18 protein-coding genes and 1 tRNA gene are annotated in these 25,408 nt (G+C 40.0%); 12 read left to right on the forward strand and 7 right to left on the reverse strand.

The features are described from left to right. Nucleotides 1-59: 59 nt before the first annotated feature. The 7 genes from BM130_RS02605 to BM130_RS02635 form a co-directional block, all read right to left on the reverse strand. A complete protein-coding gene (locus BM130_RS02605; RefSeq protein ID WP_237706176.1) occupies nt 60-1,688 on the reverse strand; it encodes a glycoside hydrolase family 43 protein in 1,629 nt (542 codons plus the stop codon). Between the two features lie 210 nt (nt 1,689-1,898). Further along, a complete protein-coding gene (locus BM130_RS02610) occupies nt 1,899-2,909 on the reverse strand; it encodes a pectinesterase family protein (RefSeq protein ID WP_074964245.1) in 1,011 nt (336 codons plus the stop codon). Nucleotides 2,910-3,124: 215 nt separating this feature from the next. Continuing rightward, nucleotides 3,125-4,333, reverse strand: a complete 1,209-nt coding sequence (locus BM130_RS02615) for a glycoside hydrolase family 88/105 protein (RefSeq protein WP_010528661.1) — start codon at nt 4,331-4,333, stop codon at nt 3,125-3,127. 194 nt (nt 4,334-4,527) lie between these two features. Then, nucleotides 4,528-6,279: a pectate lyase family protein gene (locus tag BM130_RS02620; protein WP_010528662.1), complete on the reverse strand. Its 1,752-nt coding sequence runs from the start codon at nt 6,277-6,279 to the stop codon at nt 4,528-4,530. 184 nt (nt 6,280-6,463) lie between these two features. Further along, the gene (locus tag BM130_RS02625) at nt 6,464-8,095 is read right to left on the reverse strand and encodes a DUF5123 domain-containing protein (RefSeq protein WP_010528663.1); all 1,632 of its coding nucleotides are present in this window, start codon (nt 8,093-8,095) and stop codon (nt 6,464-6,466) included. Nucleotides 8,096-8,299: 204 nt separating this feature from the next. Next, nucleotides 8,300-10,252, reverse strand: a complete 1,953-nt coding sequence (locus BM130_RS02630; RefSeq protein ID WP_010528664.1) for a RagB/SusD family nutrient uptake outer membrane protein — start codon at nt 10,250-10,252, stop codon at nt 8,300-8,302. 78 nt (nt 10,253-10,330) lie between these two features. Beyond that, the gene (locus tag BM130_RS02635; RefSeq protein WP_010528665.1) at nt 10,331-13,600 is read right to left on the reverse strand and encodes a SusC/RagA family TonB-linked outer membrane protein; all 3,270 of its coding nucleotides are present in this window, start codon (nt 13,598-13,600) and stop codon (nt 10,331-10,333) included. Between the two features lie 552 nt (nt 13,601-14,152). On the opposite strand from BM130_RS02635, the gene BM130_RS02640 reads away from it, so the two are divergent. From BM130_RS02640 to BM130_RS02690, 12 genes are all read left to right on the forward strand, one after another. Then, nucleotides 14,153-14,437 (forward strand): VOC family protein, encoded by a 285-nt coding sequence (locus BM130_RS02640; RefSeq protein WP_202796543.1) that lies wholly within the window; start codon nt 14,153-14,155, stop codon nt 14,435-14,437. Beyond that, a complete protein-coding gene (locus BM130_RS15545; protein ID WP_202796544.1) occupies nt 14,421-14,588 on the forward strand; it encodes a VOC family protein in 168 nt (55 codons plus the stop codon). The genes BM130_RS02640 and BM130_RS15545 overlap by 17 nt, the downstream gene beginning before the upstream one ends. 315 nt (nt 14,589-14,903) lie before the next feature. Next, the gene (locus BM130_RS02645) at nt 14,904-15,248 is read left to right on the forward strand and encodes a hypothetical protein (RefSeq protein WP_010528666.1); all 345 of its coding nucleotides are present in this window, start codon (nt 14,904-14,906) and stop codon (nt 15,246-15,248) included. A 50-nt stretch (nt 15,249-15,298) separates the two neighbouring features. Continuing rightward, complete coding sequence (locus BM130_RS02650) at nt 15,299-17,731, forward strand: TonB-dependent receptor (protein WP_010528667.1); 2,433 nt, start codon at nt 15,299-15,301, stop codon at nt 17,729-17,731. Between the two features lie 65 nt (nt 17,732-17,796). After that, nucleotides 17,797-18,618 (forward strand): DUF4625 domain-containing protein, encoded by an 822-nt coding sequence (locus BM130_RS02655; RefSeq protein ID WP_010528668.1) that lies wholly within the window; start codon nt 17,797-17,799, stop codon nt 18,616-18,618. A 201-nt stretch (nt 18,619-18,819) separates the two neighbouring features. After that, on the forward strand, nt 18,820-19,323 hold the full coding sequence (locus BM130_RS02660) for a DUF4625 domain-containing protein (protein ID WP_010528669.1): 504 nt from the start codon (nt 18,820-18,822) through the stop codon (nt 19,321-19,323). Nucleotides 19,324-19,489: 166 nt separating this feature from the next. Continuing rightward, entirely contained in the window at nt 19,490-20,713 is a 1,224-nt protein-coding gene (gene serB, locus BM130_RS02665; protein WP_010528670.1) for a phosphoserine phosphatase SerB, read from the forward strand. A 358-nt stretch (nt 20,714-21,071) separates the two neighbouring features. Continuing rightward, nucleotides 21,072-22,658, forward strand: coding sequence for an asparagine synthase B (asnB, locus tag BM130_RS02670; protein ID WP_010528671.1), 1,587 nt, complete (start codon nt 21,072-21,074; stop codon nt 22,656-22,658). A 495-nt stretch (nt 22,659-23,153) separates the two neighbouring features. Beyond that, a tRNA-Arg gene (locus tag BM130_RS02675) sits at nt 23,154-23,227 on the forward strand. Between the two features lie 766 nt (nt 23,228-23,993). Further along, a complete protein-coding gene (locus tag BM130_RS02680; protein WP_010528672.1) occupies nt 23,994-24,341 on the forward strand; it encodes a hypothetical protein in 348 nt (115 codons plus the stop codon). Nucleotides 24,342-24,578: 237 nt separating this feature from the next. After that, nucleotides 24,579-24,827 carry a hypothetical protein gene (locus BM130_RS02685; RefSeq protein WP_010528673.1) on the forward strand — a complete coding sequence of 83 codons (249 nt, stop codon included), beginning with the start codon at nt 24,579-24,581 and terminating at the stop codon, nt 24,825-24,827. After that, nucleotides 24,827-25,021, forward strand: a complete 195-nt coding sequence (locus BM130_RS02690) for a beta-glycosidase (protein ID WP_010528674.1) — start codon at nt 24,827-24,829, stop codon at nt 25,019-25,021. Before BM130_RS02685 ends, BM130_RS02690 begins: the two co-directional genes overlap by 1 nt. The last annotated feature ends 387 nt before the right edge of the window (nt 25,022-25,408 follow it).

Consider the following 25,408-nt stretch of genomic DNA (forward strand, 5'->3'; position numbering starts at 1 on the left):
AATCTCATCCATAAAAGCTGCTAACAAATAGCTTTCCCCGAAAACCTATCAATCTAAATCTAATTGATAGGTTCCACTCTGAACCAATCAATATCAACATTTCCTGCATCATTGATTATACCGTCGCGTACGGCAAAATAACCGATTTTAGCTCCGATCCAACGTCCTGGAACAGCCTGAAAATCTTCACCCACGACTTTAAATCGACGGCCGTTTTCACTGAATCCAAAACGACAAATGGCCCCATCATGCACTTCGATACGGAACCATATCGTATTGTTACTTATTTCTTGCTTAAAAAGCACTTCTTCGGCTCCCCCTTTTCGGGCATCCTTGCATCGAACCACTTTTATCCACAGTTTGTCGTTCTCCTGTTTTAAGGAAATATATTGATAAGAATCACCCATAACGATAAAACCGGCCTCTTCACCATTGAAACGATGGTTAAAAGTAACTTTGGTAGTAGCCCTAAACACAGGTGCGGGGAATTTTTGCAATAGCATATTGGGGACGTCCCATAGGTTAGTAGCATTTTCGGGTCTTGGACGACAATTGAGTCGAAAGAACCCCAAATTACCGGAAGGATACCCGTAATTAATGTTAGGATTAGCATGCCACTGCCACTGGAGACCTGTGGTATAACCATTAAATTCATCGCTTTCGGGTGGTGTTATCACCGGCCAGTGAGATTTAATTACAGGTTTTTTAAACGAAGAAACGGGCTCACCCACGCCATTTCCGTCGAAGTCTTGTCCTAAAAGAGGCCAACCTTTTTCCCACCTCATAGGTTGCAGGTGAAGTATTCGACCGTAAGCCCCTTTGTCCTGAAAATGAATAAACCAAAATTCACCCATAGGGGTTTCGACCCAACCTCCCTGATGAGGCCCATTGATATCGGTAGAACCTTGCTCCAACACCCGTCTAAATTCATAAGGTCCAAAAGGATTTTTGGAACGCAAAGCGAGCTGCCACCCATGCGAAACGCCTCCTGCCGGAGCAAAAATGTAATAATAACCGTTGAACTTATAAAATTTGGGTCCTTCCACCGTCGGGTTGTCAGGATGGCCATCGAATACCATAACCGGATCGCCGACTAAAGAGGTACCGTCGGGGGTCATTCCCTGAACCAGAAGTACCGATTTAACACCGGCCCGACTACCGGCAAAGGCATAAACCAAATAAGCCTTGCCATCCTCGTCCCAGAGGGGGCAAGGATCGATCAGGCCTTTTCCTTCTTTCACCAAAACAGGCTTTGTCCAGGGTCCTTTCGGATCGGATGATTTCAACATAAAAATGCCAAAATCAGGATCCCCATAATAGATGTAAAACTCTCCGTTATGGTAACGAATCGAAGGCGCCCATACTCCCTTCCCATGCTGAGGCTTTGAAAAGTGGTCCTCGGGGGACAAAGAATTAATGGCATAACCTATCAATGTCCAATTAACCAAATCTTTAGAATGAAGGATGGGCAAACCAGGGATACAATTAAAACTGGAAGCGGTCATATAAAAATCATCGCCCACCCTGCACAAATCCGGATCGGAATAGTCGGCATGGATTATCGGATTTTTGTAGGTCCCGTCTCCCTGGTCGGCTACCCATACTTTTGAAACATACTCTTCCTGGGCAAATATGGAAAGAATAGAAATCACCCAAACGAAAATAGTTGCAAAAAGATTCTTCATCATCAAAATAATTTTAAGCATTAAATAATTTTATATCCGTTATTTTATACTGCTTCCCTGAACAAAAGAATTTAAAACATGGAAACCCCGGAATTAACATTAATCATTTCTAATTATTACAATTTTGGTGATGCATCCATAGTCAGTACATCCTTTTATATGTGTCAATAGAGTCTGAGGTTGGAAGCAAAAGCCCTGAGGTAAAAAAAACAATTATTCGGGCCCACCAACAACATCGGCAGGTGTTAGCCACTCCCAATATTTCCAGTTGTCCTCACCACTTAAAATATTTTCAGGGGTATATTTCAAAGCTTCCTCATCGGTCAGCTGATGCGACCAAACTACCCGTTTTTCTGGGGCCGCACCCGGGCCGTAAGATTTATATTCGGCAAAAAATGCTGTTTTTTCTTTGTCCGGATCTCCCCAATTGTGCCAACCTTCCGGTTTTATGTGTTTTCCCATGAAACAATTAATAAACACTGCTTTGGCATATGGACGCCATGGACGTCCCAGATAAAAAGAGTTTTCGGGGGCATTGCCGGTGATCTTACAATTTATAAACACAAATCCGAATTCACGCTCCTGGTGGGTGGAAGCAGCCGTTATATAGCCGCGATCTTTACAAAAAATTTCGCAATCATCGAAAACGGCAGTACTCCAACCAAAAATAAAATCCACCGTACCTTCGATATAACAGCTTTTGTAATATTGACGGCTACCATCTCCATGTGGATAAAGGGTATCCTGGTTTCCCAGGAATCGACAGTTTTCAAACACCACGCGATCGCCGTCGATACGGACCGCCACAGCTTGTCCAACAGGTCCGGCCGAGTTTTCAAACGTAATATTACGGGCCACAAAACCGTCACCAAAAACAAAAAAGCTGGAAGAGCCGGTAGTTCCCATCTCTTCACCAAAACGATTTTTTTTGGAAGCATAATCATCGTGGGTGATAACGGTTTTATATTTATCTTCACCGATAAAAGTCACATTGGTTTTGGAAGCCGGCAATATTAACTTTTCATTATAGACCCCGTTTTTGATAAAAATAACGGTTCTTTTCTTTCTGAAATCCGGTACCGCATTGATCGCCTCCTGAAGGGTTAAAAAATCACCGGTTCCATCGGAGGCAACAATAAAATCGGAATCCTGTGACCGGATATCTTCTAACAATAAAAAGACCCAAATCAGAGCGAGGACAAGTTTAAGCAAAAAATTTCCCATGTTTCTATCTTCTCTTATTTCAATATTCAATGAGACAATTCACTAAGGTCAACACAGATGAGTTGTCCAGAAACGTCCCTATTTTTTCGTCCCAAACTCCCTATATTCTTAGCAAACATCAGGTCTTGGTAAGACTGTGCTCATTCCATTCTTCATCATTTTACCCAGAGAAATTCAGTTGTCATTTTGGGTATTAAAATGGCAATAATGATGTATCACTTCATCTTTCGGTACTTCTCCGCTTCCAAAGCAGCCATGATAAAGGGCCCAACAGCTTTGGGATCATTATTGCGAATCGGTTCGGAAATATAGTATTCAAAAGAGCCATCCCTATATGGGTCTCCCCCAAGGCCAGCCACCGAGCAGACATTGGTAATGGAGATGGTCCCATCCGACTCTTTCTGAATAAAGTTTTTCAGGATTCCCTTGTAAGCCTTCTCGGCCGAGGCAGAAAACGAATTGTCAATATATCCTTTATTAATGGCTTTAAACAAGAAATATGTAAACATAGCACTGGCGGACGACTCCAAATAATTACCCTGGCGATCGCCCAAATCAAGCACCTGATACCAAAGACCGGTACCGTGATCCTGATACTTCAGAATTCCACGGGCTACCCTATCTACCACAAACAATACACTGTCACGCCCCTTATGGTCTTCTGGAATAAAGTCCAAAACATCCACCAAAGCCATAGCATACCATCCCATGGCTCGTCCCCAGAAATGAGGTGACAGTCCGGTAACCGGATCGGCCCATTTTTGTTGACGGCTTTCATCCCATCCATGATAAAAAAGACCGGTTTCAATATCATAATGGTGTTTATTGACCAGCATAATCTGATGCACCACTTCATCAAAGAGCTCAGGTTCATTAAACTCACGCCCATAAAGTGCCAGAAATGGGGAACCCATGTAAAGGCCGTCGAGCCACATCTGATGGGGATATCTTTTTTTATGCCAAAATCCACCCTCAGAAGTACGGGGATGGGTCTCCATCTGACTCCTTAATAATCTGATCGCCTTCAGATATTTTTCTTCCGGTTTTAGTTTATATAAATTGATGAGGAAACGCCCCGGACTAACCCGGTCAATGTTGTAATCGGAAAGATTATAGGTCAGAATCTCGCCGGAATCCTGAACCATGGTATCGGCATAAGCTTTCACATAATGCAGATAACGCTCCTGACCGGTTTTCTGATATAATGCCAGATAGGCATTCATCATTAAGCCATGAGTATATTCCCATTTTGGCTTTTGCCTGAAATCGATCATCCAACTCTCAGGATTACGTTTCATATCGGAATCGGCCATTTTAATGGCCAAATCTAAGGGTCGTTGCTCACTGCCAGGTTGGGAATGACGGCAAGAAAAAAACAATATCATCAAAAAAGAAAACAATAATACTAAACTTGAACGGTTCATAAAAATAAAATATATAATGGTTAAAATATTAGCCAACGGATATATAAAGACAAATTATCCGGATAATAAAAAATGTTTATACAATCTTAATCAATCGATAAAAAATCCACCGGTAACAAATTGACTTTTGAGGTGGGATATTTAGACAAAAAGTGAAGATTTATAGATGAAATATCATCACCACCCAGGTCATTTTACCATTTTACCAGCTCATTTAAATAAACTTCCAAATTGGTATATGATTCACTAAGGTCATATTTCCAACTGTCAGAGATACATTGAGGATTCAAACCATTAGCCAGTTCCCATTCATCAGGTATACCATCCCAATCGGTATCAGTTTGGGGTTCCTCTGACTTTAGTTCGGGCCAACCACCCACATGCGACTGAGTATCGATAATGCCATTGACGCTACCGTTTCCGCCAGTCATAAAAGTGGCAGTTCCGGTTCGAACATCATGAACAATACGTGCATCAACCGTATCTCGGGATAACGAAGCGCCGGCCCTATCCAACACCAATTCATAAGCTTCCTGGGCAGTATGAGTAGTAATCAATCCAGGGTCGAGAGGTGAGTCGAGACGCATATTGCTTTTATCAGCTTCAGGAATTGTCCCGTATTTACTATGAAACTGATTATAAACTCCATAAGTCCAATTATCATTGGTTGCTCTAGGCGAACCAGCCATAAAATTTCCATCAATATAAAATTTACCCCAAATTCCGGTTGTAGCAAAACCTTCTTCAGTTTCCAAATCGATGGCAATAATTCTCTCAGTTCTTGTAGTAGCAGGACCTGGTTTGTAGTAGCAATTCACAATGTTGACATTCATCGCTTCGCCTCCATAACAACTGTTACCCTGCCAATTATAAATAACATTATTTCTCAGGTCTACCAGGTCGGTCAATGCAAAAGCGTCACCATTGATTTCACCTAACCTTGGATTCCGACTGTCGTGATGAGCCAGTAGGTTATGATGAAAAGATGCCTTTTTACCGCCCCAAATTCCGCCATATCCATGAGAGCCCTTGTTGTGGACTGAGTTTCGTAAACTCTCGGAAATTATGCACCACTGCATTGTAAAGTTCTCATTTTGATAAAAAGAGGCACATTCATCGGTAGACCAACTTATGGAACAATGGTCAACAATAATATTTTTATGGAAACGTCCACCCAGAGCATCTCCCTCCTGCTGTTCAGTATCTCCCATTCTAAATCTTAAGAAACGAATTATTACATTATCCGCATCCACGGTAACCGGATAATTTCGTAGGCAGATGCCATCGCCCGGAGCACTTTGACCAGCTATAGTCAAATCACCATTTGTAATTTTCAATTCCCGCTGCAATTCAATGGTTCCTGAAACTTTAAACAAGATTGTTCGTGGTCCATTTTTTGACAAAGCCCAACGCAATGAACCTTCACTTCCGTCATCCCTTAAATTAGTAACATAATATACTCTACCGCCACGTCCTCCCGAGGTATAACAACCATGTCCTTCAGCTCCTGGAAATGCTATTGTGTTTCCAATAGGTGCAGCAGAAAAACCCAATGACTCAATATTAATAATCTTCAATTTATCCGTAGCATCATTTCCGTTGATATCGATTGCTTCTACAATAACTTCCGATGTGGAGGCATTCATATCAATAGCTTCATTGAATACGAACTTCCGGTTATTCTCAAAGGTAGTAATCTCCTTAAGTACAGTCGGATTACCCCCGTTAATCCGAATAAACTTGACGCTGGCCAGATCATTTTCACTGATTATGGTTCCTTGCACCGGAGGAATAAAATGGTCCAAATCAATAATCAATGTATCTCCTGTGGCAAAAGATATGCTTATAAAATCACCTGGGTCTGAAGAAGGATCTTGTGCGTCTAGGTGATCACCTTGACAGCTAAACAAAGAGAGTATTAAGAGAAAAATTAACAAACACCTCATATTATAGTCTATTTAGAAAGAAAAATTAAACACATATTCATTTTCTATTATCAACCAAGGAAGTGTCGCTATTCCTCATTATGGCCCAATTATGAAGCCTAAAAAACTCATTACACTAAGCACAGAAGAAAGCGACACTTACTTTACAAAAGGTTAAGTTTTATAACACCAACATCAATTTCCTTTACCACCATCTGGGATCACCGGCTCTGTTCTTCACGGAATTATTAATTAAAGTATAATCACTATTGTCAGGGTCCTTAAAAACAGAGTAAATGTCCTCACCCAAATCAGAGGCTTCGATGGGGTACATTTCAGATAGCGTTTCGGCATTGACTTCCCAAACCAAATCACTCGTTTTATAATTCTGTGATAAAGTTACATTTGTTGAAGCACTTCTTAATCCACGCACGGTCACATCATCTCCCCAAGCTTTCCCAAACAAACAATTGTTAATTTTAATACCATCTTCGAAGGTTTTTTTATCCAAATCAAAGAAGTATCTTCCCCCTACAGGAGCGAAACAGGTTGTTACATACTCAACAGTTAAGGATTTAGGTTGCAGATTAGTTTTCGAGGCACGAACAATGTAGCCGTCAAGATGTGAAATGGTTGAATTAGAAATAATAATTTCTTCTGCTCCGGCCCCTCCATTATCGAGGTTAATTACCCCATAACCTCCGATGGAATCAATGATGCAATTATTTATAGAAACAAGGCCAATAGTTGCGGCGGTTTTTATCCGTAATACCCCTCGTTTATAGCGTATTTCACAATTCTCAAATAAAATTGAATCCACATGACCTGCAGAACCGAAATTAAAGACATAAGTAGAACCATAATCCCTAAGCTTATCGGGATGATCTGTAAAGGTAATGTTGGAAAATGAAAATTTGGAAACATTGGCAGTTCCGTCAGTTGTGAAATCGAAATTACCACTGACACGAATAATTGCATTACCTTCCAAACTTAAGCCACCAGTTAAAGAGATGGGAGAATATAATCGAGCACCGGTAAGTTTATATTCAGTACCACCATCTAATACTATGGTCACTCCTTCAGGGTATTGTGTAGCCATCTGATCGAAAAAGCTCTGTTTAAGAATAGTATAAGCGGTTTCCTCATCATAATCTCTAAGATCAACGACAGCTCCCTCGTATATAGGAGATGCCATGGTTGAAAAGCTTTGTTTACCCATGTATTCTCCCTGGAAATAAGCCTTGACGACGTAAGATGTTTCTGGCTTTAGTTTTTCAATTATAACCATTTTATTTTCATTGTCGGTATCCCCAAGAAACACAGTGGAAATTAAAGTATCGTTATGTACCACAACCAAGCTGTCGTAAACAGCATCTTTCCAGGAAACCATGGCTTTGGTATCGATAACTTTCGTTATCGGCTCCAACTGGGTAGGATAATCTGAAGTTGAAATCTTTTCGTAGACAAAATATTCTGATTCAATATTTTGCCCTACAGCTTTTATCCTCAAGTAATAGCCGGTATCATAATCTAAATTTTCGAACTTATAATAATTGGTATCCGTTTCGGCCTCAACGGTAATTGTTTCAAACGAATCGACGGAAAGTTCCAGTTGAAAATAATCGGCATTTCTGTACTTATCCCATTCTGCACGAATCCAGGTTCCACCTGCAGTTACATTTTTGATAATGGGTCGGAACAAACGGTCGGCTGTACCCAATTCATCGTCTTCATTACAACCGTAAAAACCGGCTAACAAAACTATCATCACAAAAATAACTTTTTGAACAAATAATTGGGAACTGAAGAAGCGTATATATTCGGTTTTATTTTTCATGACCTTTTGATTTTTAATGAGAAACAAGCCACTAATAAACTTGCTCGAATTTTCATTAACATTAATATAACATACCTTTAATTTAGCTCATTGGACTGATAAAACACACAAATCTTTATTTAAACATGTTCTAGATTTAACCAAAAAACTGGTCACGCTTGTTTTATGATTGATTGGACCTATTTAAAGTTAGTGCTATCATTATTAATTTGCAGAAAAAACGTGCCCATAACCTTCATTATTAAGATATATACTATTCCCCACAATTGTGGAAGGAATTGGCAAAAGATAGGGAACAGCCGAAAGGCCGGTATCATCGGTATACCCTCTCCAACATCGAACAGTATAATCGGCACTTTCAAAAATTCCCATATCTTCATCAACTTTGTAAAGGTTTATTGTCCAGTTTTGTTGAGCATAAGCATCTTCATTTCCTGGTTCTTCCAGCTCCGTTACATCAACAATCTTCTCCGGCACTTCATCAGGATCGTATTTAGTATTCAAGAAAATAACCTCACCGTTCTTTTTCTGAAAGTACAACCGATCTGCATAATTAATGTATTGGGTGACTTCGGGATTTGAAACATCAAGATTCCATGCGGCCTTACCCATATTATCGAGAGCACGTTTGGTTTCCACAATCTTCTTTCCGTAAATATTCCAACGGACCAGATCGAACTTTCGCAAGCATTCACCGCCAAACTCCCAAGCCCTTTCATCAACAATAGCCTCAAAGAATTCTTCCTTAGAATTAAGATTAGCAATATAGTCGTCTACTTTAGATGGATGGTATTCCGCATCAAAAGCACGTCTTCGTACACGGGCCAAAGCTTCTTTAGCAAGGGCATTAGGTCCGTCATTTAACTCATTTTCTGCCTCTGCTAACATCAATAGTACGTCTGAATAACGCATCAACGGCCAGTTAATTCCCGTTCCTTTTGAAGAAGAAGAACCCGGATCGATAGGAAGATCTAACCTATTCCACTTTCCAGTGGCAAGGCCAGTTATTGCCGACACAAACTGATCGTTATCGCTTTCATAATAAATTTTGGAAACAGTAACATCACGGCGCTTATCCTTATCATCAAAGGAAAAATAGTAAGTTGGTGTAAGATTAACCTGAATGGTTGTAGAACCTTTAGAACTGGAGTTTACAGTGGTACCTATACACCACCCCACATCACCGCCGTTAGAAGCCAGAAAAGCTACCTCGTAAAGTACATCATCATTAACCGGTTTTTGGAATGTAGACTGATTTTTAAAGACTGTTTCAAAATCGGGATTTAGTTCTCTGTCTTTCAAAGCCATCAACTTTTGGCAATAATCTGAAGCCAATTGATAATACTCCTTGTATGTACGGGCAGTTTTAACCGTTCCGTTCATATCAGTATAAGTAACCGCCAACGAATCGTTTCCCATCACATCCAAATAATCATCGGCTCTTTTCATAATCCCCTCTTTAGTCATTCCATAACCTGCACGAAACAAAGCAAGTCTGGCAATAAGGCCTAAGGCAAATTCCCGATTCATACGCTCAATGCCGTCAGCAAATTCATCGGCAAAATACATATCTGCTTCACAATTTACCAAATCCTGAATACATCCGGAATAAATAATATTCTTATCCGTTTTAGGCACATCCAGTTGCATACCCGCTTTGGCCGCTTCGGTAAAATAGGGTACATCGCCCCAGAAATTACACAAAAGAAAATAACGGTATGCCCTTAAACAATATGCTTCACCCAAAAGCATTTTCATATCTGGGTCATCAGCTATACTACTACTTTTAATACCTTCTATGCATTGGTTGGCCCTATCTATGGCAAGATAATTATTTTGCCAGGCAGAATAGATATCTTTAAACCCGGTAAGCAAACCACCTTGAAGGGACCAAACATCACGCCTCGAACCATCGGGATTCGCAGCAGGTTGCATAGCTTCCACATCGGTATTTTGCATCCAAACACAAGACATTCGGGAAGTATAGGCATCATGACCAAACAAGGAATAAACTCCCAATAATGCCTTTTTTGCATCGGTGGTGTTGGAAAATATGTAATCGGAATTGAACGAAGAAGGTGAACTTACATCCAGCTTATCCTCGCAAGATGATGAAAAAAGGAGGATACAAAACAGAAGTATGTTGATATTTTTCATAACCTGATCTTTTTTTCAGTATTTAAAACCAAATAATTAAGAGTCTAAAAATTAAAACTACCACAAATTACCAGGGGCTTAAAATTTCACATTTACCCCAAAGGTCCAAGAAAGACTTTTGGGGTAAGATGAATAGTCGACCCCGGGTGTAAGTCCTGAAGTGGAAGAATTACGTACAGGCGAACTAACTTCGGGATCATAGCCTGTATAATTGGTCCATATCCAAGCATTGTTGATGGTAGCAAACACTCTAAATTGCTCACAAGCAATGATTGAACTAATTCGTTCAGGTAAAGTATATCCTAACGTAATGTTTTGAAGGCGAAGGAAAGAACCATCTTCAATCGCCCATGAATGCGGCAAGGTGATTGCATTACCAAAGGTAAATGGCGACCACATAGCTTTTGCATTTTGACCTTCATTCATTTGTCGAAGTGTTTCCAGGTCGGTTACTATTTCCCCTGTCCTTCTGTCAAGATAAGTATATCTATTATTAACATGCATCATTTCCAGCATGTTAGGATAATTAGTACGGTATTGCTGGGTAGATGCCAACTTGTTAGCATTGTAAATATCATTACCATACACAAAGTTGAATAGAACGGAAAAATCAAATCCACGGTAAGTAGCATCCAAACCAAAACCACCATAAAAGTCCGGATTGGTATCACCAATGATGGTTCGGTCATTATCATCAATAACACCATATCCTTCTTCCCCTGGCGATTGCATATCCTTTAATTTCAAGGTACCGGGACGAATACCAATTACACCGCCGTATAACCCTGTAGTAGGTACACCATCTTTAAGAACATATTTACCAGTTGCTTCATCGAAATATTCAAAATCATCGGTGGTATAATAACCATCAGTCACCCAACCGTAAATCAGTCCTACAGGTTCTCCAACTCTAACCCTATAGTCGTAATATCCTTTTAGGTCGGTACCTGCCCATCCTGAAGCATAAGACTGTTCTTGAATGCCTTCGGCAAGATTATCAACCTTTGTTCTGTAAAAACCTATATTAAAATTAGCAGACAACGAAAAATCCCTTTCATCCAGAATAAAGGCATTCATAGAAAATTCAATTCCTTTGTTGGAAGTTTCTCCCACATTTTCGATGGTTGTCTCGTAACCTGGCGCCACTATGGCACGTTCGATGAGAAGATCTTCCGCAGAATTCCAATATCCTTCGACAGTACCTGACACTCTTCCGTTCCAAAGACCAAAGTCAAGACCTGCATTTCGGGTAATGGTAGTTTCCCATCTAAGGTCAGGGTTAGCTAATTGCTTGTTCCTGGGCTCATAATATCCGGTCAATTGATCACCAATACCATAAGCTTTGAAAGTATTAATCTTATATTCCTGCTTATACATAGCGCTTTTAATACGGTTATTGCCGGCTTCACCATAACTGATTCTCAGCTTAAGATGTGACAACCAATTTCGCATTCCGTTCATAAAAGGCTCTTCAGAAATACGCCAAGCCACGGCAGCCGCGGGGAAAAAGCCCCAATGATTTTTTTCGGGAAACTTGGATGAGCCATCGGTCCTGGCAGTCAATGTTAACAAATAACGATCACGAAAATTATAACCAAACCTGCCAAAAAAAGATGCCATATTATCTTCGTCATTCACCGTACTAGAAATCTTAATAGTTCCATCCGACAATCCCATATTGGCAAAAATACGCTCCGGCGATAGATCTGCACTGTAGTTGGTAGCATAGATATAGGAGTTCCCCCCTTTATTAGTAATAAACTCTTGCCCAACCAACAGATCGAAACGATGGTCTTCAGCCATCTTAAATTTGTAGGAAAGTGTTTGTGCCTGTCTCAATTTTCGGGCATCGGCTTTGGTCCAGTCGACCAACGGCTCGCCACCTACATAAGAAGCATTACTGGTATATTCACCCCAATAGTTTTGCGTTTCGTCGAAACCATAGCGATATCCACCATCTATACGATAGGTTAAATTGTCCAGAATATTCCAGGTAAGACTTCCGGAGAAATAAAAACTTTTCCGGTATCTACGTTTCCAGTATTGTGCAGCCAATTCCGAAAGGGTAAGATTGCTTCGTAGCCATTGTTCATATTCATCATCGCTTAAGGTATTTGGATTTACCTCGATAAAATCGTCCAACCCATTAACCGGTCCTTTGGTAACGGCCTGTGAAGTTCTTACCTTATAAGTTCCTCCCGAAGTTCCTGAACCGTTAATAATGGCATCCGAAACTCTGGCATTAACATCAAACTTAAGATTATCAATTAATTTGTGGCTCAACTTAAAATTAACATTATATCGTTCATAATCATTATTTTCCATTAAACCACCATCATAATTCCATGTGCCGCTGAGTGAAAATTTGGTTTTATCGTTTCCTCCTGTTATTGACAAATTATGTTGTTGTGAAATTACATCAGATCCAAACATATTATCCTGCCAGTCAGTACCTTTTTGGTACTTATACAACTCCAGGTCTTCATACACTCCAAATTTATTGCGAAAACTGTTTAATGCATCCTCACCTCTAAGGGCTGCCAACTCATAATTGAGCATAACATATTCGTAAGCATCGAGAACATCAAGTCGTCTAGATAATCGTTTTGTTTGCACAAAACTGTTGTACGAAACATCAGTCTTTCCTCCTTTGGCACTTTTAGTAGTAATGATTACTACCCCGTTAGCACCCTGCGAACCATATATAGCCGTTGAAGAAGCATCTTTCAAAACATCAATACTTTCGATATCACCGGGTGCCACATCGTTAATACTTGAGACCGGGAACCCGTCTACAATATATAAAGGACTGTTGTCACCAGTAATAGACCCTCCACCACGAACTCTAACGATCATTTCCGCATCAGGTGAACCATCGGCCGTAGTGATATGCACACCAGCCAATCGTCCTGATAAAGCTTGTGAAACATTAGTTACAGGCACCTTTGAGATGGTTTTACCCGATACCGATGCAACCGATCCCGTAAGATCTCGCTTGGTGACAGTACTGTACCCTATGGCCACCACTTCATCCAAGCCTATTACACTCTCACGCATAGTGATATTGATCTGTTGCCTGTTTTGAACAGCCACTTCCTCATTCTCCATTCCTATAAAAGAAAACACAAGCACAGAATTTCCTGGTACTTTTAATGAATAATTTCCATTAATATCGGTAATCGTGCCTGTGGTGGTTCCCTTGATAGTGATTGTAACGCCAGGCAACGGCTCACCCCTTTGATCGGTTACCGTTCCTTTTACGGTCAATTCCTGTTGACTAAAAGTTGAAACGGAAAACGCGAATGCAAACATCAAAAGATACAATCTCAAAAATTCGGTCTTTCGCATAATAAAAACTGATTTAAGGTTTGAAATGATGATTCGTAAAAGCCTTCTCCAAACGACATAATATTAGAGAAGTTACTCAATAAAATGGCTTTACAATTTTATGCGAAATGAAACCAAAATTACAGCAAAAACTGTTTTAAAATGTAGAAAAACTGGTATTAAACCATGTAGGACAAATCACCAAAACACTAATTTCAAGTATTTTACATTAACACAAAACAATATATCCAACATTTTGGGATTTTTTCATCAGTATAATATATTTATTTAATTTATTGGTCTGATGGAATTAGCATGACAAATGGTTTTATACAAATTTTTTTGTTGCACCCCAATGTTGTCATGCTCGTTTCATTCATTAAAGACAAACAACGCTAAACTATTTGAAATAAATTTTGTTATTCTTAAATAAGAGGGCCAAATTCTTTAGATGAATAATTGATTTAAAGTCAGAAATTAAGAAATATTACATTTAGGAGTTGGCGAAAGGCCTGATTCACGTCAATTCTATAATTCAAAAGAATTGTGATAAATCACCAAAACTTAAAAACCATGACTACAGTAAACGTTTATCTGGCCTTTGACGGCAACTGCCGGGAAGCCTTTCAATTTTACCAATCCGTCTTTGGCTGTGAATTCTCCTACCTTGGAACCTACGGCGAAATGCCCAAACAGGAAGGGATGCCTCCCCTGCCAGAGAGTGAAAAAGATAAAATCATGCACATTGCTCTGCCCATCAGCAAAGAAACCATGCTAATGGGGTACGACACCACCGAACTTTTTTGGAAATGTGGTCACTCATGGCGACAACATTTCTATTATGATAGCCACATCTAGCACCGACGAAGCCGACCGATTATTTAAAAAACTGTCGGAAGGCGGAAAAGTCACCATGCCTATGGAAAAGACTTTCTGGGGTGCCTATTACGGTACTTTTACCGACAAATTCGGCATTAACTGGATGGTGCATGTGGATTTGATCAAATAACCAATTACCCACCATGTAACAAATTGAAGACATGTCTCAAACAAAAGGCTGTTAAGGAGATACCCCAAAGGCCTTTTATTCTCTTTTGTCAACATCTACCCTAACCATACAACCTATTGAGTCAAAGAGCTGCGCCCCCCATTCACAAAACACACCATTAATTTAGATTCATTTCACATAAATATTGCAACAGCGTTGCAAGAGTTATAAAATAAGTTCATATATTTGCAACAGCGTTGCAAGAATTGATTAAAAACAGTTTTCTCGAAGCAATTGGTCAAAGGATAAAGAAACGTGATTGGGATTCGTAAAAATATGGCTCTTCTACTGTTGGGAATCTTTTTATTCCCAATTGCCTTTCATGGGGTTCATGTAATTCATCATCACATGCATGACCACCCTTCCGGGCATGCCCGTTTGGTAAGCAGCCATAACACACACGATTTCCCCCAAACACAAGGATTAACCGAAATTCATAAAGACCCAACCTGTCTCATTTGTAACTTTCAGTTTTTCACCAATACGCTACCCAAAACCGTCGCTGTGGCGTCGGCAACCCCGACAGTTGAAGCGCGACTCACCGAAGTTATAACAGAACATCCTTACTACCAGTTAATCTCCACCACTACGCCCCGGGCACCCCCAACCTGCGAATCATAAATTATCACATCTCTCTTTCTCAGGTTGTTTAATCTCAATTCATATTACATATGAGCAAAATTGTTGTGCTTGTAGCGTGCCTGCATTTTGTGTATACGCTTACTTTGGCACAAACTCAGCATACCCTTCAAGGAGTGGTGGTGAATGACCGGGAAGAACCGTTGCCGGGCGCATCGGTAGTGTTGCTGCCCGTGCAAAAAGGAACTGCCACCGATGAATCAGGCCGATTCCTATTTCACCATCTGCAAAGCGGGCGATATATTATCCAAATATCGTTTCTGGGGTATGAATCCCTGACCGATACCATTATCCTGAAGGATGATTTAACCTATCATGCAAAAATGAATCCACTGCCACTCAATTTACAGGAAGTGGTGGTGACAGACCATTATGCCGAAACCCGTAAAAAGGAATCAACCCTAAACATAGAAGTGGTTAACGACGACTATCTGAAACAATATATGGGAGGTAGTCTGATGAAATCACTGGAACGTTTGCCGGGAATCTCGACCATAGACATCGGGTCGGGACAATCCAAACCGGTCATACGAGGCTTAGGATTCAACCGGGTGGTGGTGGTTGAAAACAATATCAAACACGAAGCCCAGCAATGGGGGGCCGACCACGGCCTCGAAATTGACCAGTACGCCATCGACAATGTGGAAGTGATTAAAGGACCGGCCTCTCTCATGTATGGTTCCGATGCCATCGGCGGGGTCATTGACATGAAGAGCAGAAAAGTGCCGGTCAACAATACCATTGGAGGAACGGTGGACCTTACGGAAAAAAGTAACAACGATTTTCTTGGCACTTCGGTGTCGTTATATGGACGGAAAAATTGGTTCTTTGCCAATTTTCGGGCAACCATACTGGATTATGCCGACTATAAGGTCCCTCCCGACAGCGTGGATATTTATTCCTACCGTGCAGCCCTTTATAAGAATAATCTTCGGAACACTGCAGGTGAGGAACATGACTTCCATTTAACAGTCGGCATCCTTCAAAAACATTTTCAAAACAGGCTTCATATCAGCAGCGTCAACAGCAAGAGCGGTTTCTTTGCCAACGCCCATGGTCTGGAGCCCCGCAATGTGGATACGGAGCTGCACGACCGGTCGTCCAGGGATGTGAATTACCCATACCAGAAAGTGAACCATTTCAAGGTAACCAACACCGGACAATACACCAAAGAGAGGTTGAAAGTTGAAACAGACTTAGGTTTCCAGCACAATTTTCGTCAGGAATGGAGCCAATATGTCAACCATGGTTATATGCCAGCCATATTCCCGGACACGCTGAATTTTGACCCGGACCTGGAACGAGAGTTTGACAAATATATCTACTCTGGCAATCTGAAGTTAACCCACACATGGAATAAAGAAATGTCGCTTACCATGGGTATCAATAGTGAATATCAGGACAACCGCATTGGCGGGCGAGGTTTTATTATCCCCGCCTACAACCTGTTTTCCATAGGGGGTTATGCAATAGCCAAACGTACGATTTCAGAGAAAAGCATACTTCAGTTTGGCCTGCGTTACGATTATGGTCATTTAACGACCGGGGAATACTACGACTGGTTCCCGTCGCCGGTGATTGCCAACGGCGATACGACCATGCAATATCTGAGCAGAGCCGCTGCCATCGACCGTACCTTTTCCAATTTATCATGGTCGGCAGGCTATAACTATAATCCCGGCAATTGGTCGTTTAAGGCCAACATAGGGAAGAGTTATCGCATGCCCATTCCCAAGGAACTGGCAGCAAATGGGGTGAATTATCATCACTTCAGCTACGAAGTAGGGGACCCGGATTTGTCGCCCGAAATATCCTACCAGCTGGATGCAGGAATAGAATATACTTCCAACCGGCTGGCATTGGGCACCAGTCCCTTCCTGAACTATTTCACCAATTATATATACCTGAATCCGAGCTCTGAACACGACAGACTCTACGGCAACGGCAATCAAGTGTTTTATTATACCGAGAGTGAAGTATTCAGATATGGTGCAGAAATTCATGCTCATTATAAATTATTTAAAAACCTTCAGGCAGGAATAATCGGCGAATATGTCTATTCGGAACAATTAACGGGCGGGAAAAAAGGTTTTACGCTGCCATTTTCACCCCCTGCCTCTGCCATATTCAACATCAAATATCAGAAGCACCAATTAAAATTTGCCGAAAATGTCTATGGCTCTATCGACTATAAGATAACGGCCGCACAAAACAACATTGTTCCTCCGGAAGAACCCACAGATGGTTATCAGGTGGTCGATGCTGCATTGGGAGGTGATATAAAACCGGGAAAGCAAATCTTAAATCTCTCAATCCAGGTAAAGAATATTTTTGACACAAAGTATTTTAACCATACCAGCTATTATCGACTAATCAATGTTCCTGAACCGGGACGAAATGTGATCATTAACCTGTCTATACCTTTTTCTGTCTCCAACAATTCCTTAAGGAGATATGGAGATTAAAAGGCTGTTTCACTAATTCATAAATTTTAATATTCAATCAATTACTAACGCTAAATCAAATAATCATGAAAACAACACTGAAAAACATAGCCATTGGATTAATGCTTTCATTCACCGGACTATTTTGGTCGTGCGAGGACGATGATTCGGTATCTAAACCGGTTATCACAGACCTGGAGATCGGCATTGATAACAGCCGTACGGCCTACGTTGGCAGTGACCTGCACGTTGAAGCAGAAATTGTTGCCGAAGGTAAAATCGATATCATCACCATTGAAATCCACCGGGAGGAAGGAAGCGAGGATGAAATAGCAGTTGAATACGATGAATTTCAAGGACTCTTAAACACCACTTTCCACGAACATGTGGACATCCCTGCCGAAACCGTTCCGGGAGAATATCATTTTCATTTAACCGTTACCGACCAGGGAGGTAATCAAACTACTGTTGAGGAAGATATTACCATTGAAGCATTGAACGATGATGAAGCCCCGACCATTAGCGTTACTTCATCGCCGGAAAGCGGTCAGAGTTTTTCAAGTGGGGAAACCATAACCATCGAAGGAACGGTTACCGATAACTCTTCGCTGGCCGGACTATTGGTCGCTCTGGTTAAAGAGAGTGATGAAATCAGTGATGACGATGTAACGGGAAGTAATACTTCCATTATTGTTATGTTGCACACGCATGATTTCGAAAATGAAGCCTCTCACACCTTTTCAGCATCCATAGAAGTTGGTGCCGAATACGATAACAACATGGAACCGGCACCCATTGAAGGAGACAATGCATGGGCATCGGGCAATTACTACATCCTGATAAAGAGCAAAGATGCTAATGGAAATTGGGCCGTCTCAGAACATTACCCGGTTACCATTACATTATAGAAAATGCATGAACATTAAAGAGATTTAAGTTTTCAACCTTATGGAAAGCGCATGATCAATAACATTGATCCTTTTCCCGGTCATCAATCCCATGGGTCAAGGGCTTTCCATAAACACAAAATTGTTATAACCAACCTCGGTCATCATTATTCTTAGCAGAATTTATAGCTCCATATCATATTATATAAAAACTCAACCATTATGAAATATTTACGCAAGCTTCTAATCGTAACATTTGTCATCCTCACCGTTGTCGCTTGTGGTGATGATGAAGATCCTGATAAGGAAAAACCGATTATTGATATATCAATTGAAGATGCTTTCCCAACAAATTGCGACACAATCTATTTTGGCGAAACCTTTGAATTAAAGCTACTCTTCACCGACAATGAGGAATTAGGTTCTTTCAGCATTGATATTCATAACAACTTTGATCACCACTCACATTCCACCGAAGTAACCGAGTGTAACCCTGGCGCCAATAAAGAACCGATCAATCCATTCGCTTTTATTGAAAGTTTCAGTATCCCAGATGGTTTAACTATTTATGAAACCAACCAATTAATAACCATCCCGGCAGGCAATAATGACGGTCTTTATGATGATGGCGATTACCATTTTTTTATCCGGGTTACAGACAAAGCCGGATGGTCAACATATAAAGGCTTAAGCATAAAAATGTTCCATAAGCAGACAGCACAATAGGCTATTAGGTTGTTAGGTCGATAGAGTGTTAAGTTACCAGAAAGTTTTTTTATAAAAGCGTAAGAGGAAGTTAAAATGATTGGGTCGATTTTACTTAATAGCAATAGAAAAAATGAACTAAAAACTAATATCTTTGTGACTGTTAATTTTCACAATTGAAGCTATCGTGAGCCACAAAAGAGAAATTATATTATTAAATATCAGCGGCGAAGACCAGCCGGGGCAAACCGCTGCCTTAACCGGCATCCTGGCACAATACAATGTTAATATTCTGGATATTGGTCAGGCGGTGATTCATCAGAATCTGGGTCTGGGTATTTTGTTTGAAGTCCCGGCCAAATCGGAATCGTCGCCTATCCTCAAAGATATTCTCTTTAAGGCTTACGAAATAGGACTTCATGTCAAGTTCACCCCCATCAGTGAAAAAGAATACCAGGATTGGGTAGACAATCAAGGGAAAGAACGCTACATAATTACCCTGTTGTCGCCCAAACTTACTGCACGTCAATTGGCGGCAGTCACCCGGGAGATTTCCAGACAAAAACTAAATATTGATATCATTACGCGACTGAGCGGTCGTATTCCCCTTGATGATCCGGACGGAAAAACCAAATCGGTAGTTGAATTCTCGGTTCGGGGCACACCTGCCAACATCGAGGAGATGAAAAACCGCTTCATCGAAATATCCGCTTCAACAGGAATAGATATTGCTTTTCAGGAAGATAACATCTACCGCCGCAATCGCAGGCTGGTATGCTTTGATATGGATTCTACCCTTATACAGACCGAAGTTATTGATGAGCTGGCCCGGCGGGCAGGTGTTTACGATAAGGTTAGTGCCATAACCGAGGCGGCCATGCGTGGCGAAATCGACTTTAACGAAAGCTTTAAACAACGGGTTGCTTTACTCAAAGGCCTCGATGAATCGGTCATGAAAGAAGTGGCGGAATCATTACCCCTGACCGAAGGCGCGGAAAGACTCTTCAAAACACTGAAAAAATATGGCTATCGTACTGCCATTCTTTCGGGCGGTTTCACCTATTTCGGCAATTACCTGAAAAACAAGTTAGGTATCGACTATGTCTTTGCCAACGAATTGGAAATAAAAGACGGAAAACTTACCGGCAGGCATGTGGGAGAAATCGTCAATGGCCAGAAGAAAGCCGAACTTCTCAAACTTATTGCCTTCAAGGAAGACATTAATCTGGCACAAGTTATTGCCGTGGGTGACGGTTCCAACGATTTGCCCATGTTACGAGAAGCCGGCTTAGGTATTGCCTTTCATGCCAAACCCAAAGTAAAAGCTTCGGCCAGGCATGCCATCTCTACCATCGGACTGGATGCTATCCTTTACCTGTTGGGATTCAGAGACAGGGAAATCAATATGTAGTTTTTTAGATTTAAGATTTTTAGATGGTTAGATATAAGAGGCCGGAATGAACCAGTAACCAGAAACAACCATCTATATCCACTTAATTCCATTTATATTCCTCTAATTTCTATTTATATCTACATATTACAAATATCTGATTAATAACCTCTGACCTCTGGCTTCTGAAATCTGACTTCCTACCATCACTTTCTTCTGTAATCTATAAGCATTTCAGCATTAAAATATTCTAATCAAAACTAATTTTGCCATTTTAAGATAAAATTGTAAGTTTTTTGCTTGTTTTTGATTTTAATTTGTTACTTTTGCTATCGAAAACATTACAATTAATTATTTACTGGAACAAAAACCGATTACCATGTGTGGATTTACTGTTTACACCGGCGATGACCCGATGCAACGCCTGCAGATAGTGCATGATTTCAGAAGTCTGCAATACCGGGGTCCCGACAATACGATAATCAAAGATCTTGGAAATAAAGGATGGATAGGCTTCCATCGATTAAAAATAATGGACCTCTCTAACAATGGTAATCAACCTTTGGAATACAAACACATCAGCCTGGTATGTAATGGAGAAATCTACAACTTTCGTGAACTACGAAAAATTTATGAAAAAACATTCCCATTTAAATCATCCAGCGATTGCGAGGTTATGATCCCCTTATACCTGGAAAAAGGGATTATAGGGATGGCCCAGGCTTTGGATGCCGAGTTTGCCTGTGTTATTTACGACAGCCAAAAGAATAAATATCTGGCAGCTCGTGATCCCATAGGCATCCGCCCCATGTTTTACGGTTATGATGCGAAAGGGGAAATCCTTTTTGCCAGCGAAATGAAAGCCTTACATAACATTTGCAAAGAAATACGCCCATTTCCTCCCGGCTATTGTTACGATGGCGAAAAATTTGTTTGTTATCGCGACATTGCCAAAGTAAAAGCTTTTCACGATGACGAACAGGAAACTATTTTTAAAGAGATTAATCAACGATTAACCCGAGCCGTTGAAAAGCGGATGGACAGCGATGCGCCGTTAGGATTTCTTTTGAGTGGTGGACTCGATTCCAGCCTGGTTTGTTCCATCGCTTCCCGAATGACCGATAAGCCTATTCGCACATTTGCCGTTGGCATAAAAGATGGCCCCATTGACACCAAATACGCCCGTCAGGTGGCAGATTATCTGGGCGCCGACCACACCGAAGTATTATTCGAAAAACAAGATATTTTCGACACCCTCAGCACCCTAATCTATAACATCGAAACCTGGGACATCACCACCATCCGCGCTTCGATGGGTATGTACATCGTCAGTAAATATATTCATGAAAACACCGACATTAAAGTACTAATGACGGGTGAAATCAGCGATGAAATATTCGGGTATAAATACACCGATTTTGCACCATCGCCCGAAGCCTTTCAGGCCGAGGCGGAAAAACGCCTACGAGAAATTTACATGTATGATGTTCTGAGAGCCGACCGATGCATCTCGTCCAACGGACTGGAAGCCCGTGTTCCGTTTGGCGACCTGGATTTTGTTGAATATGTGATGGCCATACGTCCTGAAAAGAAGATGAATTATACGGGTATTGGTAAATACCTGCTTCGCAAAGCTTTCGAAGGAGATTATCTACCTAAAGATATCCTTTACCGGGAAAAAGCCGCCTTTTCGGATGCAGTGGGTCACAGCGTTGTCGATTATCTAAAAGATTACGCCGAAGAATTATATAGCGACAAAGACCTTCAAGAAGCCAAAGAAAAATATCCGTATGCCACACCGTTTTCTAAAGAATCGTTAATGTACCGAGATATTTTTGAAAGTCATTTCCCCGGTCGTGCCAACTTGATTAAAGACTTTTGGATGCCCAACAAAGAATGGGAAAACTGTAACGTTGACGATCCGAGTGCAAGGGTTTTACCAAATTACGGGAAAAGTGGTGAATAAAAAATACTAACGAAGAAGAAGTTTCTGGTCATTAGTGTTGGTTAACTAATGACTAAGAACTATACACTAATTATCAGTTCCATTAGCCCCATGGGTTTAGTAACTTTTACGAAAAAAATTTTAAAAAAATATTTAACCAAACCTTTCTATATATAAAATAGTTGTAAAACTATTGCCCTCCATACCAGTCATTAAAATTGTTAGAGGTTTTGAACTGGTATAAGCCGGAAGTATTCGGATTACAAATCACGAATCTTCCGGTATTTTTTTTTATTACAAATGGGTGTTGAAACGAATCATCTTCTACTAATCCCCGACTTTTTATCGGATAGGAATGATACTCTTACCTGCATCAACATTATTAAAAATCATTACCTTATTAAATCATACGCTTTGGGGTAAACTATTTCATATACTTCGACAAGACAACTTTTGTCCTCTGTGGCTTCAATTTTAATAACTTTTTTCTATATTTGCACCGCATTTGAAAATGCTGGTCCGGTAGCTCAGCTGGATAGAGCAACAGCCTTCTAAGCTGTCGGTCGTGGGTTCGAATCCCGCCCGGATCACGAACAATAAGCCGCAATTCTTTAAAATATAGAGGGTTGCGGTTTTTCTTTTGCCTAAATGGTCCGACATTTGGTACAAATCTTTATTCAAGACCTTAATTTAATATTCTTAAATTATTCATTTAGAACATTTTTAATAATTAATGGTTATCTTTATATGGTAAACATTCATTTTATTAACCAATGAAACGAGCATGGCGACTTTTGCCACAAAGAAACATGTATAAAAACGCGGACAGGAGTGCTCAGGTAGAAGGGGCATTTATAAATTTATTTTATGATTTACGAGAGCGGAGGATTACCCCTTTAGTGGACTAATGGGTGTTTGTTGACTTAAAAAGCTTTAATTCAATCATATATAAATATTTTTTACTAATAAAAAATTAATTAATTCTATATTTCATCAACAATTGAGCAAATAAATAAATAAGAGAACAAAATAATTTGCCCCCCTGTTAATTCCTTTCCCAAATTAATTAACAAAAGTACAATTGCCACCTTAACCACAAACTGCAAAAAATTTCGCCTTATTTTAAGCCAGTTTATGAAAATTTTCGCCCAACCCCAAAACCTTATTGCCGGGGCATAACTAACTCACAAGCTTAATGGAACATTTTTAAAATCCAGTTCCGGGACATCGCAAAAACTGGCGAAACGACCATGAGAAGAGGAATAGGCACCTTTACCTTTGGGATTTCCAGCAAAATATATAACATTGGTGTATCAACTCTACAAATACGTAAAATTAAGATATTAATTACCTTTTATGTCGAAAAAACCATCTTTTAGCTATAAAATAGAACTAGGTTTTGAGGAAATCAATTTACCTATTTTCGAAGATATTTTGATCATTGGAAAGGAGTCACCCTATGGTAAGATTGAAATTTCTAAATTTTTTGATATATTTATTCCTGACCAATTTATAATAATTGAAGATAATCACCCAAATGTAGAAGCCATCATTATCAACAAAAAAATTCTTAAAAAAGTATCTGCCGAAAATATAATTGCATTGCTACAGGCAAAAGTATTTCCCTTTATTTCATCTGCAGAAATATTAAAAGTTGAATTGAAAATTAAAATCCACTACGATTCTTTTGAGTTAAGCATTTAATTAAAAAGCAACTGCGCTAGCTATAAAACAATTTCAACGCACCTACAAAAAAAATTAAATCTAATGGGGTCACACCTCTCTACTTAAATAAAACATTATTTTCTTATTCAAAACATTTTTTACATTTCAGCCATTCAATTATATAAACAAAACAATCTTATATAGTTGTTAAAGCATCTGATAAAGTTATGAGCAACAAAATTCTTTTTTATTTCTTCTCTAATTTTTTATTTTAGTATGGTTGCAACGGCCCGAACAAACGTAAAAGCGTATTATGTTGAAGTAAAAGAGGGGTCCTTTGAAGACCAGTTTATCAAAAAATATAATCAAACAACGTCTAAAGAATCAAGCAATATACCAAGAAGCAACAAAATTAAAATTTACCCTGACATTGAGTTTCAAACCCTGGAAGGGGTTGGCGGTGCCTTCAACGAAATAGGAGGTGAAGCATTAATGTTTTTATCCCCAAATCGCAAAAAGAAGTAATGACCAAATTATTTAGTCCCACCCAAGGGACTGGATTCACCTTCTGCAGAACGGCAGTAGGATCGAGTGACTTTGGCTTGGATGACGATAGTTATGCCGAAGTAGAGGGTGATTATCAGATGAAACACTTTTCGTTAAAGCGTGAAAAAAGAGTGTTATACCATATATTCAAAAAGCATAACTCGAAAAAATAAAAAAATTATTCAAGCATTTTATTGCCGGAATAAAAAAACGTTGTATATTTGTATCGGGTTAGGGTTAAGGTTAGAGGGTTGTCGGCAACGCTGGCAGCCCTTTTTTTGTACACTTATCTCATCTATTCCACAACCTAATCATTTAATTATACAATACATTCACACTTCATTATTTTTGCTTTCGCTTTTTCACTTTATTTCAAACAAGAATAATTCAATCATGAATAATAGTTCCGAGTAAGAACGAATTTATTATAAAAGGAATTGAAACAGCAGGTAAATATAAAATGCATGATCATTTAAATATCTTCACTTGACTCACTCTCTTCGGGTGAAAGCAAAGGAATAAATCGGGCCATGCGAGCTTCATCCAACCTTGACAAACAG

It is taken from the genome of Thermophagus xiamenensis (assembly GCF_900112795.1).
Classification (GTDB): domain Bacteria; phylum Bacteroidota; class Bacteroidia; order Bacteroidales; family Marinilabiliaceae; genus Thermophagus; species Thermophagus xiamenensis.